Genomic DNA, 18,387 nt, shown 5'->3' on the forward strand with positions numbered 1-18,387 from the left:
AACTAACCTAATCTAGTTCGCTTACTGCTACCCTTAATATTTTTACGTTCATTACGAATAATAGCCCTCTGACGTCTATCTCGTTTGCTCATTGGTTTTTCAAAATATTGGTTTTGTTTAGCAACAGCTAAAACACCTGATTGCTGTACTTTACGAGTAAACCGGCGCAGTAAATTTTCGGTCGACTCTTTTGGATCTTTACGTGTTACTTGAATCATATCGATGTATTGTACATTAACAGAGTGGAATTATCAAGAATTACTTTTCTTTCTTGCCTGACTGGCTCTTTGAGACTTCAAAACTATACTCTGAAGCTCTTTAAAAATAATAAAATGCTTATTTGTATAGTAAACTTTTGTGTTACCCTGTTTCTCGGATATTAGAAAGCCAATTTTCTCTAGTTTTTTCAGCTCTCTCTGAATATTGCCAGCGTCCTCTTTGATTAGCTTTGCAAGCCCACGGACATGAGTTTTAAAGTCGGGGTACTTGGCGTACACGACTACAATCTTCCTTCTAACTCGTGATGTTATAAACGTATCTAGCATAAGCTTCTATATTGTCATTAGAACAACGTCGTATACTAGTATATCTAGTTCGTAAAGAATTTCAAGTCTTTATTTGTTTTCTTTATTATCTTCTATAATATTTAGTATGTACTGTTATGAAATATGGGTTCGAAGCAATAAATACCACAGTAGTCTCCCGTTAACATATACCTCTCCTGTAAAATTATCTGCAGGCACAATAGTTAAGATTGATCTACGCAATCAAAGTTGCGTGGGCATAATTCGACGTGCGGCACCTGCCCCAAAAGGCGTCGCAATGAAACCCATATCAGACACACTTCTTGATGGCAGTCATCACTTGCCAATAGAAAGCCTTAAGTTGCTGAGTTGGCTTCTATTCTATTACCCTTCTGGAAGTGGCCAAATAACTCAACTATTCCTACCGCCCTCGTGGCCCAGAACAGAAGATATTTACTCTACAAACCCTAAAGAAAATAACCACAAACTAGCCACCCCACCCATCCTAACATCTGAGCAAACAAATATTCTGCAATCAATCCAAACAAATCCTGGTAGTTTTATTCTCCACGGTGACACTGGAACTGGCAAGACCAGGGTTTACTTAGAGCTAATAAGTAAAACTATCTCTTCGGGTAGATCCTGTATGATTTTAGTACCAGAAATTGGTCTTGCTCCGCATTTATACTCAAATTTGGCTCCATACTTAGATACAAATATTCAGATATTACATTCTGGGTTATTGCAAACCGAGAGACGCAAAACCTGGACCCAAACATTAACAAACCCGAATCCTCAGATTATTATCGGAACACGTTCTGCTTTATTTGCTCCTATGATAAATATTGGATTGATAGTTGTTGACGAATGTCATGATGACGGATATAAGCAAGAAAATACTCCAAGGTATCACGGACTAAGAGTCGCTTCGAGACTAGCTCAGCTTCATGACTCCACTTTAATATTCGGTTCGGCAACTCCTTCAATAAGTGATCTGTATATTGCCCAAGAAAAGAAGATACCGATACTTAGGATGACAAAATTAGCCAAAAAAAATAATAAAAACAGTAGACTTTTATTAATTAACAGGCGAGATAATAAAGAGTTTACCCAATCGAATTTTTTAAGCAATACATTAATTAATGAACTACACAAACAACTTAAAACGGGTCGCCAATCACTACTATTTCTGAATAGAAGAGGTAGCGCCAAAATAGTTGCTTGTACGGAATGTGGATGGAGAAACCTTTGCTCTTCTTGTGAGTTGCCGTTAACTTTTCATGAAGATAAGTTTATTTTGCGCTGTCATACTTGTGGAAGATCCGAAAAAACACCAACCAGCTGTCCTGATTGCAACAACACAAATATTATCTACTCAGGCCCCGGCACTAAGAAGGTTGAAAATGAAATACAAAAACTCTTTCCTGGTGCAGTAATTGCTCGCTTCGACAAAGACAACCTTACTCAAGATAGACTAGATAAAAAGCTGGCACATATACAAAACAATCAAATTGACATCATAATTGGTACCCAGATTCTCATAAAGGGGTTCGACATACCAAATCTGGGATTAGTCGGAATATTAGATGCAGATAGCTCGCTCTCTTTCCCGGATTTTACAACGGACGAAAAAACCTACCAAATTCTTACACAAACTATTGGTAGAGTTGGTCGTGGTCATACTGATAGCGTAGCGGTAATCCAAACACTTCAACCCGAAAGTAAACTCTTAGCTCAAGTAATGACAAAAAACTGGGAACAATTCTACAATCAACAAATTAAAGTTCGGCAAGAGCACAAGTTTCCACCATTTACTTTTCTATTAAAACTTGAATATAGCAAAAAGAAGTATGAAAACGTCATTAAATCAACCGAAAAACTCAAGACATTACTACTTGATAAATACCCTGGAATAACACTGCTAGGCCCTTCACCAGCTTTTAAAGAAAAAAGAGGTGGCACATATACCTGGCAATTGATCGTCAAATCATCCCGTCGCTCTATACTTCTACAGATTGTAAAAAGACTACCGAGTGGATGGAAGTATGATATCGATCCAACACATTTGTTATAAATTAGACTTCTAAGATATAATTTACAGATATGAGCAGTAAGTTAATTACATTACCGAATAAACATCTCAGGCAGAGGTCAAAAAAAGTAGGCATTATTGATGATTCAATAAAACAGATTATTGAAGACATGAAGAAAGCTACCCTAGATTGGGAAGATTCACGCGAGCACGAGGTTGGTGTTGCACTTGCGGGAGTTCAGATAGACCAATTATTACGAATTGTGATCATACGAGAGAATATTGATCAAAAACAAAACAAGAATTTTATTGTATTCATTAACCCTGAAATAACTAAATATGAAGGTGAAATACTTGAAGACTATGAAGGTTGCCTGAGTATTAAAGATATTTACGGTAAAGTACCAAGATATAGCAAAGTAAAAGTTAAAGCACTCGACCAAAATGGAAAGCAATTTAGAGTTACGGCTGAAGGTTTCTTGGCACGAATTTTTCAGCATGAGATTGATCACACCAAAGGTATAGTCTTTATCGATCATATTAAGGACGATCCAGATGCATTCTATCGACTTGAAAATAATGGCAACTTAAAACAACTTAACTACACAAATGAAATCCAGTCCAATAGTATTCTTTGGTAGTGGGCCTGTTGCGGGCAAGTCTTTGGAGTTCCTTGCTAATCATTTCAATATACACACTGTTATAACTAAACCCAGGCCCCCCCATCATAAAGGGGACGTTCCAGTTATTAGAATAGCTGAGTCCAAAAAAATACCAATAATTACCGTTAATAATCGGCAGGATTTAGATCTGCTAATCAAACAAAAATTAATCCCGAATGAGTTAGGAATACTGATAGATTTTGGTATTATTATTTCCCAAGAAGTAATCAGTTATTTTCATAAAGGAATTGTTAACAGCCACTTCTCTCTTTTGCCTGAATGGCGAGGTGCTGACCCAATTTCTTTTGCTATATTAAATGGCGACAAGAAAACAGGTGTAAGCCTTATGTTAATTGATGAAGGAATGGATACGGGCAAACTATTGACTCAAAGGACATTCCATATACCTCCAAACATGACTACACCAGAATTAACGGAAAGCCTTATCGAGCTCAGTAATGAACTTCTTCTCCAGGCAATTCCAAAATACCTCATGAATCTGATAACCCCCAAGCGACAACCCCATCCAGACAGAGCCACATACTCACGAAAACTTAGTAAAAACGACAGTATTATTGACTGGAATAAATCAGCAAACGCACTACATAATGAGATAAGAGCGTATTCAGGCTGGCCTGGTAGTAAGACCACTATATTTAACAAAGATGTAATCCTTATCAAGACAAATATAATTCAAAAAGTATCGGATCAGCCAGGAACAATAAAGGTCGACAAGAAACAAGGTCAACTTATGGTTCATACTGGTCATAATATTCTTGATATCTTATATCTAAAACCAGTTGGCAAACGTACAATGACTGCAAAAGAATTCATTGCGGGCTACTATACTAAAAAAATGACATCGTAGTAATTACTGAATTTGCGTTGTATTATCCTGACTAGCAGATAGTATTTGAGGAGCTGCTTGTTTAATCTCGTTTTTTAGACCTTCTAACTCATCCGCCACAACTTGTTTATAGTTAGGAAAGTTTGTTTCAAGCCAAGAAAATGCACTTCTTTCTTTATTCTGCTTTTCTTCTGTCGAATCTTCTTGACGTGGCATAAGTTGCTCAAACTCTGCTAGCTGATCGCTACTCATACGTTCAGCAAGCTTCATGCCAACCCTCAACTCTAACGTTTCATAAATATGATGTAGCATCATGTTTTTTTCAGCAACTGGCAATGTCCCCAAACCCAGTTCTTCAAGAAGTTGATTATTTAATTTAAACATATCTCCTCATTTCTATCCTTATTGTATCAATAATATTACTAATTTAACAAACTCCAAATAAACGCAACAAGTCCTAACGATACTAGCATTATAATACCAGTATTGATGCCGGTTTTGATCGCCTTTCTATATTCATCTGTAGCATTTCGAGATTCTTGATGGCGACGTTCAAGTAAAGAAATCTTATTATCTAAACTCTTAATTTTTGTTACTTGATGATGATGATCATCACCGTAACTACTTGATTTTGATCCTTCTAAACCGATCCCAGGCTCGTCGTGAGTCTTTATATGCATTACTGTCTGAAATTTTTCATCGCTATCTTTAGCTTCTATTTTTCTATGTAACATACTGTCGCTATCCATCGCTTCATTTGACACCAAATACTCACTGAGATTCTGGTAGGTAGTTGGCGTATTTATCGCTATTTCAGGCTTGTTTTCATTATTTATCCTTTTATACCGATCATTGTACCTCTGCTCTCTTTCTGAGTATCTACTATCATTACCTACTGTTTGTCTGTCATGAGCTCGTTTGCCATACACTTCATCTTTCGCTTCTTTGTATATATTTGACCCATCAGGACTTTGTGAGCCTATATTGTATTTAGTTGCAAAAATTGCGCCAGATTTTTCTGAATTGTTTTTGTTATTGATTTTTTGTGGTACTTCTCTTGGCGAATAAAGCTCTCTCTTTCCCATAGCCAATAATTCAGCATCCTGGCTTATTTCTTGTTTTTGTAAATTTTCTAATTTTTTTTGATGAGATTCCTGTTTTGAATGCAAATCATCAATGCGCTTTCTTAGCTTTCGTGTCTGCCTTTTTAATCTTCTTCTACTCTCTCGTTCTTTTTGCAGTGAGTCCTTATCGGCATAGTCTTTATTATGCGCTACACCTCTAGAAATAGGCTCCTCTCTTGTACTATTTTTTTCATATCCGGTGTGATGTATATCCTGAGGAACTTGTTGGTCATCCATGACATCTCTTGTAGTATCGTATAAACTAACCTCTTCTTGATTATGTTGAGTATGTATTTCGTCATCCGTCACCCTTAATGCTGTTGGGCGTGGTTCATAGGCATCTAGGTCAGATAATTGCGATACATCGGCAATATTGTCAAAATCACTTTGTCCTTCAACAAAAACATCGTTCGAGTCGCGAGATCTAACGTCGGGTATTGTTGTTTGATCTAAAACTTTATCATGTAGCTCTAGTACCGTGCCTACTTCGTCTTTTTCTGTGCCGTATTCTCTTCTCGGGTCATCTTCTGTTCCTGTGTAGTTACCACCATTAATTACTGTATCGTCGACATTAACTACCTCTGTAGTATTAACAAGCGGGATATTGAATGAATTAACGTGTGTTTCTTCAGCGTATTCTTGACTCCCCTTCTCGCCTTCATTACTGTCTCTATCGACCCCAATTAACCTACCAAATAGAGAGCTAAATGATTCGACAAAACTTTTTTGATTTTCGTCAGGCTCATCAGATTCACGACTAAATAGCTTCTTCCATATTTCACTAACTTTACTTTTTTTCTTTTTATCAGAAGATATCTCTAGGTCTGATTCATTAGTTGAATCGTAACCTTGTTCATCAAACTCTGATTCCGCTACTCCGAATGGTGATTTGTTCTCCATAACAATAACACCTTCTGTCCTCTAACCCACCTAGAGCGAACGAGCCACCTCTTCTCTTGTATAAACTTCAATCCGGTCGCCTTCCTTGATGTCAATTTTTGATGATATCTGAAGATGGACGCCACACATTTCGCCTTCTTGAACCTCTTTCGTATCAGTGGGTCCACGTTTTAGCCCAATAACTGTCGCATCTGCAAACTTCTCCCCATCTCTGATAATCCTAGCTAAAGCTGGAGCAACCAACTTACCTTTTGTAACTTCACCCCCCACAATGAGATCACTTTTTGTAGTCTTAAATATACCCTTAACAACTAATCTACCCATGTCGGTTTCTTTCACTTCCGGAGCAAGACGCAACGTTAGCTCATGCTTTACGTCATCAAGCAGTTCATAAATCACCTTATAAATACGAACATCGACTTTATCTCTAATAGCGACCTGTCGTAAACCCTTAGAAAGCTCGATATTAAAACCGTAAATAACAGCATTACTGGTCATTGCTAGCTGTAAATCGTTCTCAAAAATATTGCCAACACCACTGCCAACAATCCGTACTCCAACTTCTTCATTGTTTAATGTCTTGAGACTGTCAATGACCGAAGTTAACGATCCTTGTACGTCGGCTTTAACAATGACATTAAATTCTGATAGTTCTGTATTCCGATTAATTATGTGCAATAACTGACTACTTGTTGTGATATTCGATTTGGAAGTATTTGTTGATTGCCTAATTCTAGCCTCGACGATTTTCTTCGCCTCTTTGTCATTTGCCACAGCCATAAACTCTTGTCCAAACTCTGGTAATTCTCTAAATCCGGTTAATATTACGGGTGTTGATGGACCAGCTTCGGTGATAGGTGAGCCGAGTGTAGTTTCAAGATTTCGAATTTTTCCATATGTTTGACCCACAACAACCACTGAACCGTTCTTGAGTGTGCCTGTTTCTACCAAGGCAATAGCCACCGCACCCCTACCTTTCTCCATGTGAGATTCAATAATTAAACCCTTGGCGGGTGTATCTACATCGGCCTTAAGCTCTTCGACATCAGCAACTAATAATGTCATGTCTAATAATTCCTTAACTCCTTGCTGAGTTTTAGCCGAAACTGGAAGAATAATAGCATCACCACCCCAATCTTCTGGTATGATATTTTGTTCTGCTAACTGTTGCTTTACTCGATCTATATTTGCTTCAGGCTTGTCGGCTTTATTAATGGCAAAGATCATTTTAACGTTAGCTTTATTGGCAAATCTAATAGCTTCCAAGGTTTGTGGTTTTATTCCATCATCAGCGGCCACCACAATAATAGCCAAATCTGTAAGTTGTGCGCCATGCTCCCTAAGAGCCGTAAACGCTTCGTGCCCAGGTGTATCCAAAAAGGTTATTTTACGATCGCCATGAGATATTTGATATGCAGATATGTGCTGTGTTATTCCTCCTGCTTCTTGCTTGGCAACACCCGCACCACGTATTGCATCCAATAACGATGTCTTTCCATGATCAACATGACCCATAACCGCAACCACAGGAGCTCTCAGAGATGCGTTATCACTTATTTCATGCTGTCTCTTTTTAGGTACAGTAGTTGACTCGTCTTGTTTTCTGACCAACTCAATATCTGTTAGCTTTAATTCTTCAGTAATTATTTGAGCCGTATCAAAGTCAATACGCTCATTAACGGTCACCATAATACCGTTCTTCATGAGTTCGCCAATCAATTTCGTGACTGGAATCATAAGCTTATCGGCAAGATCGCCAACTGTAACCATGCCTTCTATTTCAATCTTCGCACGTGGCATACTTGCTCCTTTCTTACGATTAATCTACATGTTTTATTTAGATGATTTTTTACTATCTTTTAAGCTCAAAGCAATCTTACGTCCTTCTGTATCAACATCAATTACTTTAAATTGCTTCTTTTCGTTTAACTGGAATAACTTCTCTGGATCAATACTGTCGTCATCTCCCATTTCTGAGACATGAACAAGTGCCTCAACAGATGGGCTTAATTGCACAAAAGCACCAAATGGTGTTATTCGGGTAATCTTACCTTCTACTACATCATTCTTCTTGAATGTTTTAACTTCCTTTAACCAAGGATCTTCAGTAGTCTGCTTAAGACTTAGACTTAGCCTATCCTTATCGATACCAATTATTTTAGCAGTGATCACTTGTCCAGTTTTCACATAATCTTTCGGATTCTCGACCCGTTCCCAAGAAATCTCTGAAATATGGATCAATCCTTCTATGCCGTCAACGTTAACAAAGGCCCCGAAATCAATGACCCCCGTAATGACACCTTCTATTGTGTCTCCAACCTTGAGTTTAGAAAACCTATTCTGAAGCTCATCGCGTACCGCCTCTTTCTCGGAAACGATCAATTTATTATCTTTCTTGCTGACATCTAGTACTCGAACTTTTATAGGCTTGTCCTTTAACGAATTAAGCTTCTGTAAAATCTCATCTTTATCAGCACCCGAAACACGAGGATAATGGCCAGCGGCTAATTGACTTACGGGCAAGAAACCTCGAATGCCTTCTACCTCGATCAGTAGACCTCCCCGATTCGCATCATATGGATAAACATCGATTATCTCTTGTGATTCTTGTAGACGCTTTAGTTCATCCCAGCCTCTGTCTTTAGCTGCGCGTCGCATACTTAACAAAACATAGCCTTCATCAAGCTCTGGCTCTAATACACTAACCGTAACCTTGCTACCGACCTCGAGCTTTTGGGCGCCACTTATCTCGCGACGAAAGACGACACCCACACCATTAGCGCCAAGATCTATCCAGACCTCTTGCTTCTTGATATCGGTTACTACGCCGTCTATGACGTCACCTGTTTTTAATTGTTTGATTGTTGATGACTCTAATAGTTCATCCATTGTTATGGCTTTAGACACGTCTAAAAACCTCCTTATAATGTATTTTCTTGTCAGGAATACTTAAACACAAACTTATTGTTGCGTATACCTGGAAGATTACCGTAATTATATCTGTTAACTAACAAAAAGTAAAGTATTCTAATTCATGCGCTATGCATTTTTATGATAGTATATACGTATTAAGGTTTAAAACTGTTGAGGGGAATTTCTTAGGAATGTTTTTAGCGATTGATGTTGGGGGCACAAAAACATTAGTAGCAGTCTTCACTAATGATGGAAAACTTAAACAGACCATAAAGCTCAAAACACCTAAAGATTATGCTAAGTTTATTGGGGCAGTTCATGCTACAGTTAGTCGTCTTGATAACTATAAGTTTCAACAAGCATGCGTAGCCATACCAGGAAAAATAGATCGAAACTCTGGTGTAGGATTAGCATTCGGTAATCTAGATTGGAAAAATGTAAATATTAAACAGGACTTAAAGAAGTTTATCTCTTGCCCAATAGTAATTGAGAATGACGCAAACTTAGCTGGTTTATACGAAGCAAGAAACATCAAAAATGATTATAATCGTGTATTATTTTTGACTGTAAGTACTGGTATTGGGTCAGGTATTATCATAGACGATATTATTGATTCAGATTTTCAAGATAGTGAAGCTGGTCATATGATGGTCCAGTTTGGTGACAACATGATTCCATGGGAAGATGTAGCATCTGGTAGTGCAATCAAAGCTAAGTATAATAAAATGGCTAAAGATATCACCGACCGTCAAATCTGGAAGGATATCAGTTTTCGTTTGGCTATAGGGATCATGAATCTCATTGCCACAATACAGCCGGAAGTAATCGTGATTGGTGGTGGTGTTGGAACTCATTTTAATAAATTCAAAACACCACTCAATCAAGCCTTAAAGAAAATGAGCACTCCTCTCACCCCTATTCCTCCAATAATTCAAGCCAATAAACCCGAGGAAGCTGTTATTTATGGATGCTACGAGATGGCGAAAGATACTTATGGTCAAGCTAATAAATAAGCTATCTAAAGATTTCCCGGATATTCGTTTTATTAGAGGAACTACGTTTATGTGGTCGCCCTCAAAGAATGCCGTTTATTATCAAGAACAAGGCATTTCCAGAAGCACAGGAATATGGACATTGCTTCATGAACTTGGTCATGCACTAAATAAACATAAGAAATACACCTACGATATAGAGCTGATTGAAATGGAAGCTGAAGCTTGGCAAACTGCCCAATATTTATCAAATAAATACAACCAACAAATCAACTACAACCATATACAGAACTGTTTGGATACTTATAGAGACTGGGTTCACCTTCGTAGTACCTGCCCTATGTGCGATTCGGTATGTGCGCAAAACACTAAAACCGAATATTCCTGTCACAACTGTGGACATAGATGGATGGTCTCAAGTGTAAAATTTTGTAGACCCTACCGTCTATCATTGAATTCAACTATTGAATAATTAATATCAAAAATCCACCCACATAAAGTGAATGGATTTTAGATTATTAGCTTATCTTTTTCTAAGCTTTTTTTGTACGACGGCTAATGCGTCCACCTTTTGCGCCTGCAATACGTGCTAGCTCTCGGTTGGCAAAGAACCCGCCAGTGCGACCTTTTTTACCACCAACAGCACCAATCTTTGCATAAAAATCAGAGCCGTATTTAGCTTTGTTTGTTGCAGCGGCAGCCTTACCGCCAGCTTTTGTTCCAGCCATATAATGACCTCCCACTTTGATAAATTATTTAGTCTCTCCCACCATTTTTACCCTAAAGAAACAAAAAAGTCCCACAAAATGGAACCCTCGTTTCTTTCGAATATGCTTATGATATCACTTCATCTAGTTAATGTCAATAGCTCCAATAACTTCATGGTGTTTTGTACATATTAAATTGATAATTTGTTTAACGGTTTACATAATGATAGAATTAATCTGAGTCGTAAAAACAAAAACATTATTAAATCTATGGTTACTATACCAACCCCAATAACACCCGTATCGGCAAGTTCGTCGGGCGTTATTCTACACAACAAACGCAAGGCATTTATCAAAACATTGATTATTGCCGTCTTTATTGTTGTAGGAATAATAACGTTAGCATACAACGCCAGTCTTGTCTTACCTAGGTCAATCAATTTTGCTTTTTCAGAAACAACATGCTTTTTTCAGCCTATTGCTCTCCCTAACGTCTTCGGTGCGCAATCAAATGACTTTAACATAGAGTTCTCAGACGGCATTAGTATCAGTAATAAAGATATTTTTACAACAAAAGTATGTGCGTCTCCAAAAAATGCCCCTCAAGAAAACTCAAAGTCAACTGTAACTATAGCCCTTTTTAACTTAGTACCTATAAAAAAGATAACTATTAACTCTGGTAAATATCCTTCAATCGACACCAGTGCGCTTAATTCACCAATAGCAACCACAAAGCCAATTCAACTGAGCACCAACAAAGAAACTTCCATATTTTCATACCAATTAGTTTCCGAGAGTAACAGAACTAACTGCTCCATACAACAGCTAACCATTCTGTGTCCGTTGCAAGAGTTAAGCCTAACCCCTGGATCAAAACCTACTTTGAAAATCAACCGAACCTATAGTGGAAATCTTGTTGATTCTGTATTCAACAATCAGATACAAACTCTAGACCCAATTAACATTGTTGGTGGCAATATACTCAATAATTCAACAATTTATGATAAAGCAGAGACTCTAGAAATAGCATTTGATAAACCCCTAAGCAAAGTAGATAAGCCACTACTATCGCTTATAGATAAAAACTCAACAACTCCACTAGAGACATCATACACCATCAATAATAATAAGCTTATTATTAAGCCGAAAGACCCTTTAAAACGTCGTAGCAAATATTCATTCAAACTAGACCAAGCCATTTCAACAACCGATAACACCTTGCTTTCTGCTTACAGTTCTGAATTTAATGTTTCAGGTGGTCCAAGCGTTATCGGCAACAATACAGGATCCTATGGGTTTAACCCATCAAGTAATATTACTATTAAATTCAATCAAAATATAAATTCATCTACCAAACTAACTGATGTAATCGATGTATCTGGCGTTAATCAAGCTCTACTAAAAATTTCTGCTACAAACAATATGATCACCATTAATCCCACTACTAATTTACCAAGTTGTACGAGTATAAATATAAAAATAAATGGATCAATTCAAAACCAATACGGTGTAGATGGCGACTCCGCCTGGAATCACACCTTCCGAACTTTATGTAGAAGAACCAGTCAAATTGGTACCAGCGCTCAAGGTAGAGCAATACTTGCACACTGGTATGGTTCAGGATCCAGTATGGTTATGTTTGTTGGTGGAATTCACGGAAATGAAAAAAGCTCAACGCTAACTATGGAGTCTTGGCTCGATGAACTTGAGAGATATGCCGACCGAATACCCGCAAACAGAACAATAGTCGTAATTACTAATGCCAATCCCGATGGATACGCCGGTAATTCTCGATTTAACGCCAACGGAGTAGATCTAAACAGGAATTTCCCTTCAGATAACTGGAGTGCAAATGTTACTGGCCCAGGATACACAAATAAGATTAACGGGGGTGGAACATCTCCGCTATCTGAACCAGAATCTTCATCTCTGGCAAATTTCGTTAATCAATACCGCCCCAGAGCAGTATTGTCTTTTCATGCTGTGGCATCCATAGTTAGTCCAAATGGAACAGCCGACTCCACTGCCATTGCCCAACTTTACACCTCAAAAGCACCTTACAGATATGCAGACGCATCTCAAACAGACGCAACTCTAGGTTACACAACTACTGGTGATTTTGAATTTTGGCTACGAGACAAAGGTATACCAAATATTTTGATTGAACAGTCGACTTTTGCTAAAAATGAATTTTCTAAAAATCGCGACGCACTTTGGCTTATGGTTAGATTGTAATAAAATCTGGCCGATTATTGCGGTATTGAGTTCCAAAAACACAGCTTATATCCATCAGGGTCTTTTAAGATAAACTCTCTGTTTCCCCATTCCCAGTTACGAGGTTTTGTGGCTGGTTTTAGCCCAATTTTTTCCTGACGATTATATTCGGCATCAACATCATCTACTTTAATATAAACATACATCCCCTTACCTTTAATGCCCGATAGAGAATCTCCATTAAACTCATCTTCATCACGCATATTTACAAGTGTTATACTGAACTCCCCTAGCTGTATCTCGGAATATGTATCCGTTGATACTAAAACTTCAAACCCGAGCTTTTTATAAAACTTCTCTGATATTTTATTCTCTTGAACCCACAATAATATATTCGTAAATCTCATTGGTTTTCTCCTATGAACCCACCTACATATTTAAAAAAATACACCTTTTCATTATTGACATAAATTTCTTCTGTTCCGGAGAGCTTATCAAGTGTACCGTTAGCATCGCAAATATACATAAAATTGCCGTAATCTTTTTCAACATGATTATAAATTCGAGTAGTTTCCCATAAATCAATCAGTGCTTTTCTAAGCATCGTGTCAGTCTGCTCCTCTGTCATCCCTGAAAAATCCCCAAAATATGACATTGACCATACTGGTCTACTTTTATAAAACACCGTTTCTAACCCCGGAAATATGCCATTGCCTATATAATAGATATCCTGATAGGAATAATCCCCCTCTTGGAATTCATACTGAACGGAATCAGGCAAAAGTGGTTTTGATGTGCCCGTGCCTGTGGCATACGTCTTGGTTCTTGCCTTCAGCAAGAACTTCTCTAGTTCTCGTTTATTCATGACCCCTATTCTGATAAACTTCAGTAACCATTTCACTGTCTCTTTAACAACACATGTATTTGTCTGTTATGATATGTATATGAAGAATCAGGTCATATCAAGCAAGGCGCCTCAAGCTCCAAATATTTTGTCTCAAGCCATTGAGTCTAATGGATTAATTTTTGTTTCTGGTCAGATTCATAATACTCATACCGGGACTCTTATAGAAGGCTCGGTTAACAAGAAAATGGAGCAGATATTTCAGAATATTAAAGAAATTCTTTCTGAAGCTAATTCAAACCTAAACAACATTGTAAAGGTTACTATTTATGTAACAGAAATGTCGCAAATGGAAGAAATCAATGATATATACCCAACCTTTTTTACTGAGCCATACCCCGCAAGAGAAGCAATTTGTGTTAAAGAATTACCCCTGAATGCAACGATTGAGATTAGTGTAATTGCGACTACCCCGTTTAATCCCCACGGGTAAAAATAAAATCTGCAAAAAGAAAAACCACCCTTTAAGGGTGGTTATTTCTATAATTCGGCACCGTGCTATTTTCCCAGGGCTTGATGACCCAAGTATTGTAACCGCAGAGAGGCTTAACTGCTGTGTTCGGCATGGGAACAGGTGTTTCCCTCTCGCTATGGGCACCGACCTGGTATTTTGTACCGTTTATATCTGTTTCCAGCAAAGCTAAAACTCTGATATAAGCTCTGAGTAAATCGCTTCATCAGTAACGCTCGTCACTCGCTTCTCGCTACTTCCTTGCGCTTCATCTCAGTACAAAAATCCAGGACTGATGTCCAAATTACATTTTGCATGATAGATTGTTAACAAACACGGATATGTACACGTTGTGTGATACACACCAATAACTAGCCAATTGTCCATATTTTCTAAAGTCACACCTCTGTTAAATTACTTTAACATTGATTGTGGCTTTAGTTCATAAAAAGTCGATGGATCTATTAGTACGCTTTGGCTGAATGTATTGCTACACGTACACCTTGCGCCTATCAACCTGATCGTCTTTCAGGGATCTCCATAGGGAAATGCAATCTTGGGATTAGTTTCGCGCTTAATATGCTTTCAGCGCTTATCTAGACCGCACTTAGCTACCCAGCAATGCCTGTAGGTCAGACAACTGGTACACCAGCGGTGCGTCCACCCCGGTCCTCTCGTACTAGGGGCAGATTCCCTCACATTTCCTATTGTCCACATCGGATATAAACCGAACTGTCTCACGACGTTCTGAACCCAGCTCACGTACCTCTTTAACCGGCGAACAGCCGGACCCTTGGGACCTGCTCCAGCCCCAGGATGAGATGAGCCGACATCGAGGTGCCAAACAGCGCCGTCTATGTGAACTATTGGGCGCTATAAGCCTGTTATCCCCGGGGTAACTTTTATCCGTTTGCGTTGCCGATTCCACACTCATATACATAATGTATGGACAACGGGTCACTTACTCCCACTTTCGTGCCTGCTTGGCTTGTAGGCCTCACAGTCAAGCTGGCTTATGCGTATGCACTATCACTACGATTTCCATCCGTAGCTAGCCAACCTTTGAACGCCTCCGCTACTCTTTAGGAGGCAACCGCCCCAGTTAAACTACCCACCAGACACTGTCCTCGAACCGGATAACGGTCCAAGTAAGAACAAAGTAACAACAAGGGTGGTATTTCACTGAAGACTCCACCATCGCTAGCGCGTTGGCTTCATAGTCTCCCACCTATGCTACACATGTTGTCACCCAGCTCAATGTCAAGCTGTAGTAAAGCTCCACGGGGTCTTTTCGTCCTGATGCGGACAGACGGCATCTTTACCGCCAATGCACTTTCACCGAGTCCCTTCTTGAGACAGTACCCATATCATTACTCCATTCGTGCGGGTCAGAACTTACCTGACAAGGAATTTCGCTACCTTAGGACGGTTATAGTTACCGCCGCCGTTCACTGGGGCTTCAGTTCGCACCGTGAAGCGCTCCCCTTAACCTTCCAGCACCGGGCAGGAGTCAGCCCCTATACATCCACTTTCGTGTTAGCAGAGACCTGTGTTTTTGGTAAACAGTTGCTTGGGTTCTTTCGCTGCGGCCCCGTCACCATACTTACAAGTCGGTTAACGAAGCACAAGCTTCCAGAATTAATTTGTTTTGTCTCGATTTATCTCGATAGAATCATATATTTTAACTCTATTAATCTTGAAAACTTGGCTAGTCACTTATAAACATAGTGACGGGGCAGACCTTATCCCTAAGTTACGGTCGCTGTATTGCCGAGTTCCTTGACGAAGAATCACTCGTACACCTTGGTCTTCTCGACCTGAGCACCTGTGTCGGTTTGCGGTACGGGCGGCCATAGACACACGCTTGGAAGCTTTTCTAGTCAGTACTTTCACAAGAATCAAGCCCGTAAGGGCCCTTTCATTCCCACTTATTAAGGTGGTTAGACGGGTATAACCATGAACCCGCTCTTACTAATATACCGCGCACTCCAAGCAATCTATAACCGGTACAGGAATATTAACCTGTTGTCCATCGCCTACGCTACGCGCCTCGGCTTAGGCCCGACTAACCCTGGGACGATTACCGTGGCCCAGGAAACCTCGCTCTTTCGGTGGGCAGGATTCTCACCTGCCTTATGGTTACTCATTCCAGCATTCTCACTTGATACCACTCCACCAGACCTCGCAGTCTGACTTCAGCGCTGATATCAACGCTCCTCTACCACTGTACAAAGTACAGTCCACAGCTTCGGTAATACACTTAGCCCCGTTACATTTTCCGCGCGGGATCTCTTGACGAGTGAGCTGTTACGCACTCTTTAAATGAATGGCTGCTTCTAAGCCAACATCCTCGTTGTCCAAGAAATCCTACCTCGTTTCCCACTTAGTGTATATTTAGGGACCTTAGCTGGTGGTCTGGGCTGTTTCCCTTTTGAGCGTGGAGCTTAGCCCCCACGTTCTAACTGCCGTAGTTCCACATTCCGTATTCGTAGTTTGTCAAGGGTGGGTAATCTTGCGACCCCCAGTCCGAAACAGAGCTCTACCCCAGAATGCTACCGTACGACGCTAGCCCTAAAGCTATTTCGAGGAGAACCAGCTATCTCCAGGTTCGATTGGCATTTCACCGCTAACCACAGGTCATCCGGGCGTGTTGCAACTCGCTACGGTTCGGTCCTCCACGCAGTTTTACCTGCGCTTCAACCTGCCCATGGTTAGGTCACCTGGTTTCGGGTCTACTCCTATATACTCTAGGCATATCCTCGCTGGACAAAATATGTCTGTGAGCACAGATCACAAGGTTTTGACTTTGTAAAAGTTTTTTAACGTATTGACTTATACGTTTCAAAAATTTTACTTTGTCAAAATCAGTGTTATGCGTTCACAGGCTGTTTTGCTCAGTGAGGATATGCCTTCGCCCTATTCAGGCTCGCTTTCACTACGCCTCCGCCAAATGGCTTAAGCTCGCATATAAGAATAACTCGCTGGATCGTTCTACAAAAAGCACGCCATCACCCCGAAGGGCTCTGACTCCTTGTACGCACATAATTTCAGGTTCTATTTCACTCCCCTCCCGGGGTTCTTTTCGCCTTTCCCTCACGGTACTTGTTCACTATCGATCATAAGATATATTTAGCCTTGGAACGTGGTCGTCCCAGATTCAAACAGGGTTTCTCGTGTCCCGTTCTACTCGACAATAATAAATATAAGGTTGCGAATACTTAACATACCGGGCTATCACCGTCTTTGGCTAGTCTTTCCAGACTATTCTGCTCGCTTCGCAATTTCTGACCTTATGCAAGTTCGTGGTAGCACTTGCTTCCACTACGGATTTCCTAAATAATTTAGGCTCTCCGTAGTAGTTGTTTACTATGTCACAACCCCTGTAATACATTCGTCTACCAACTTATCGGATATAAGACAAAACCTACGGTTTTTTCTTATCGCGCCAGGCAAAAAATGCGATTTTTGCTTGGGCTTATCTTATTCCCTATAACAGGACCATAAGCTTAATCCCATATCCGAAGTATTAAAGGTTTGGGCTATTCCAGTTTCGCTCGCCACTACTCCCAGAATCATTGGTTATTTTCTCTTCCTCGAGGTACTAAGATGTTTCAGTTCCCCCGGTTCCCTCTTCTTACCCTATGTGTTCAGATAAGAGTTACTAGGCATGACCCCAGTAGGGTTTCCCCATTCGGAAATCTTCGGTTCAAAGCTTGTTTGACAGCTCCCCGAAGCTTATCGCAGTCTACTACGTCCTTCATCGGTATCTTATGTCAAGGCATCCATTGTGTGCGCTTGAGTAACTTTTTATGAATATATGTATGCATTTGGCTAGTTATTGGTTAGTACCAATAAATGCCGTGCTTGTCTTTACATCTATCTCTAAATCTCTAAAATCTTGATTGTTAAGTTTCTAAACTCACGCTAATCATACCCATACAATAATGATTATGATCGTTTCTTGAGTTTACATTTGAAGTCGATTCCTCTAGACCTCTGATCTAAACTCAAGATAGCTATACAAGTTTATCAACTAAAACAGAGGTAGTCAACCATATTTTAATGTAATCATTACCACACTATAACTACTGTTAATTACTTTTCTAGCACGACTCCT

At 39.6% G+C, this 18,387-nt stretch carries 16 protein-coding genes and 2 rRNA genes; 7 read left to right on the forward strand and 11 right to left on the reverse strand.

Features of this window, described 5'->3' with window-relative positions:
* Nucleotides 1-2 precede the first annotated feature (2 nt).
* On the reverse strand, nt 3-218 hold the full coding sequence (rpsU, locus tag H6793_00805) for a 30S ribosomal protein S21 (GenBank protein USN95696.1): 216 nt from the start codon (nt 216-218) through the stop codon (nt 3-5).
* 33 nt (nt 219-251) lie between these two features.
* A complete protein-coding gene (locus tag H6793_00810; GenBank protein ID USN95697.1) occupies nt 252-545 on the reverse strand; it encodes an ArsR family transcriptional regulator in 294 nt (97 codons plus the stop codon).
* Between the two features lie 106 nt (nt 546-651).
* Between H6793_00810 and priA the strand changes: the two genes are divergently transcribed.
* The 3 genes from priA to fmt are packed head-to-tail and all read left to right on the forward strand — an operon-like array spanning nt 652 to nt 4,086.
* Nucleotides 652-2,598: a primosomal protein N' gene (gene priA / locus H6793_00815; GenBank protein ID USN95698.1), complete on the forward strand. Its 1,947-nt coding sequence runs from the start codon at nt 652-654 to the stop codon at nt 2,596-2,598.
* A gap of 29 nt (nt 2,599-2,627) precedes the next feature.
* Nucleotides 2,628-3,197 carry a peptide deformylase gene (def, locus tag H6793_00820; protein USN95699.1) on the forward strand — a complete coding sequence of 190 codons (570 nt, stop codon included), beginning with the start codon at nt 2,628-2,630 and terminating at the stop codon, nt 3,195-3,197.
* Entirely contained in the window at nt 3,166-4,086 is a 921-nt protein-coding gene (gene fmt, locus H6793_00825; GenBank protein USN95700.1) for a methionyl-tRNA formyltransferase, read from the forward strand. The genes def and fmt overlap by 32 nt, the downstream gene beginning before the upstream one ends.
* Nucleotides 4,087-4,089: 3 nt before the next feature.
* Here fmt and H6793_00830 read toward each other — a convergent pair whose 3' ends face one another.
* From H6793_00830 to H6793_00845, 4 genes are read right to left on the reverse strand one after another with little or no spacing between them, the layout of a single operon-like run.
* Nucleotides 4,090-4,449 carry a hypothetical protein gene (locus tag H6793_00830; protein ID USN95701.1) on the reverse strand — a complete coding sequence of 120 codons (360 nt, stop codon included), beginning with the start codon at nt 4,447-4,449 and terminating at the stop codon, nt 4,090-4,092.
* A 38-nt stretch (nt 4,450-4,487) separates the two neighbouring features.
* Nucleotides 4,488-6,089, reverse strand: coding sequence for a hypothetical protein (locus H6793_00835; GenBank protein USN95702.1), 1,602 nt, complete (start codon nt 6,087-6,089; stop codon nt 4,488-4,490).
* A 30-nt stretch (nt 6,090-6,119) separates the two neighbouring features.
* The gene (locus H6793_00840) at nt 6,120-7,889 is read right to left on the reverse strand and encodes a translation initiation factor IF-2 (protein ID USN95703.1); all 1,770 of its coding nucleotides are present in this window, start codon (nt 7,887-7,889) and stop codon (nt 6,120-6,122) included.
* Nucleotides 7,890-7,922: 33 nt separating this feature from the next.
* Nucleotides 7,923-8,978 carry a S1 RNA-binding domain-containing protein gene (locus H6793_00845; protein ID USN95965.1) on the reverse strand — a complete coding sequence of 352 codons (1,056 nt, stop codon included), beginning with the start codon at nt 8,976-8,978 and terminating at the stop codon, nt 7,923-7,925.
* 152 nt (nt 8,979-9,130) lie between these two features.
* Here H6793_00845 and H6793_00850 point away from each other — a divergent pair, with 152 nt between their 5' ends.
* Together H6793_00850 and H6793_00855 are read left to right on the forward strand one after the other, a co-directional pair.
* Nucleotides 9,131-10,015, forward strand: coding sequence for an ROK family protein (locus H6793_00850; protein USN95704.1), 885 nt, complete (start codon nt 9,131-9,133; stop codon nt 10,013-10,015).
* On the forward strand, nt 9,996-10,466 hold the full coding sequence (locus tag H6793_00855) for a hypothetical protein (protein ID USN95705.1): 471 nt from the start codon (nt 9,996-9,998) through the stop codon (nt 10,464-10,466). Before H6793_00850 ends, H6793_00855 begins: the two co-directional genes overlap by 20 nt.
* Before the next feature lie 61 nt (nt 10,467-10,527).
* Here H6793_00855 and H6793_00860 read toward each other — a convergent pair whose 3' ends face one another.
* The gene (locus H6793_00860) at nt 10,528-10,722 is read right to left on the reverse strand and encodes a hypothetical protein (GenBank protein ID USN95706.1); all 195 of its coding nucleotides are present in this window, start codon (nt 10,720-10,722) and stop codon (nt 10,528-10,530) included.
* A gap of 249 nt (nt 10,723-10,971) precedes the next feature.
* Here H6793_00860 and H6793_00865 point away from each other — a divergent pair, with 249 nt between their 5' ends.
* Complete coding sequence (locus H6793_00865) at nt 10,972-12,936, forward strand: DUF2817 domain-containing protein (GenBank protein USN95707.1); 1,965 nt, start codon at nt 10,972-10,974, stop codon at nt 12,934-12,936.
* Between the two features lie 14 nt (nt 12,937-12,950).
* Here the strand turns inward: H6793_00865 and H6793_00870 are convergent, their stop codons facing one another.
* Nucleotides 12,951-13,322, reverse strand: a complete 372-nt coding sequence (locus H6793_00870) for a VOC family protein (protein USN95708.1) — start codon at nt 13,320-13,322, stop codon at nt 12,951-12,953.
* Nucleotides 13,319-13,780 (reverse strand): hypothetical protein, encoded by a 462-nt coding sequence (locus H6793_00875; protein USN95709.1) that lies wholly within the window; start codon nt 13,778-13,780, stop codon nt 13,319-13,321. Before H6793_00875 ends, H6793_00870 begins: the two co-directional genes overlap by 4 nt.
* A gap of 79 nt (nt 13,781-13,859) precedes the next feature.
* On the opposite strand from H6793_00875, the gene H6793_00880 reads away from it, so the two are divergent.
* A complete protein-coding gene (locus H6793_00880; protein USN95710.1) occupies nt 13,860-14,252 on the forward strand; it encodes a RidA family protein in 393 nt (130 codons plus the stop codon).
* A gap of 52 nt (nt 14,253-14,304) precedes the next feature.
* Here H6793_00880 and rrf read toward each other — a convergent pair.
* Nucleotides 14,305-14,421: ribosomal RNA gene (gene rrf / locus H6793_00885) — 5S ribosomal RNA — on the reverse strand.
* 292 nt (nt 14,422-14,713) lie between these two features.
* A 23S ribosomal RNA gene (locus tag H6793_00890) occupies nt 14,714-18,081 on the reverse strand.
* Nucleotides 18,082-18,387 lie beyond the last annotated feature (306 nt).

Source organism: Candidatus Nomurabacteria bacterium (assembly GCA_023898625.1).
In the GTDB taxonomy this organism is placed as follows: Bacteria; Patescibacteriota; Saccharimonadia; order Saccharimonadales; family JAGQNJ01; genus HK-STAS-PATE-36.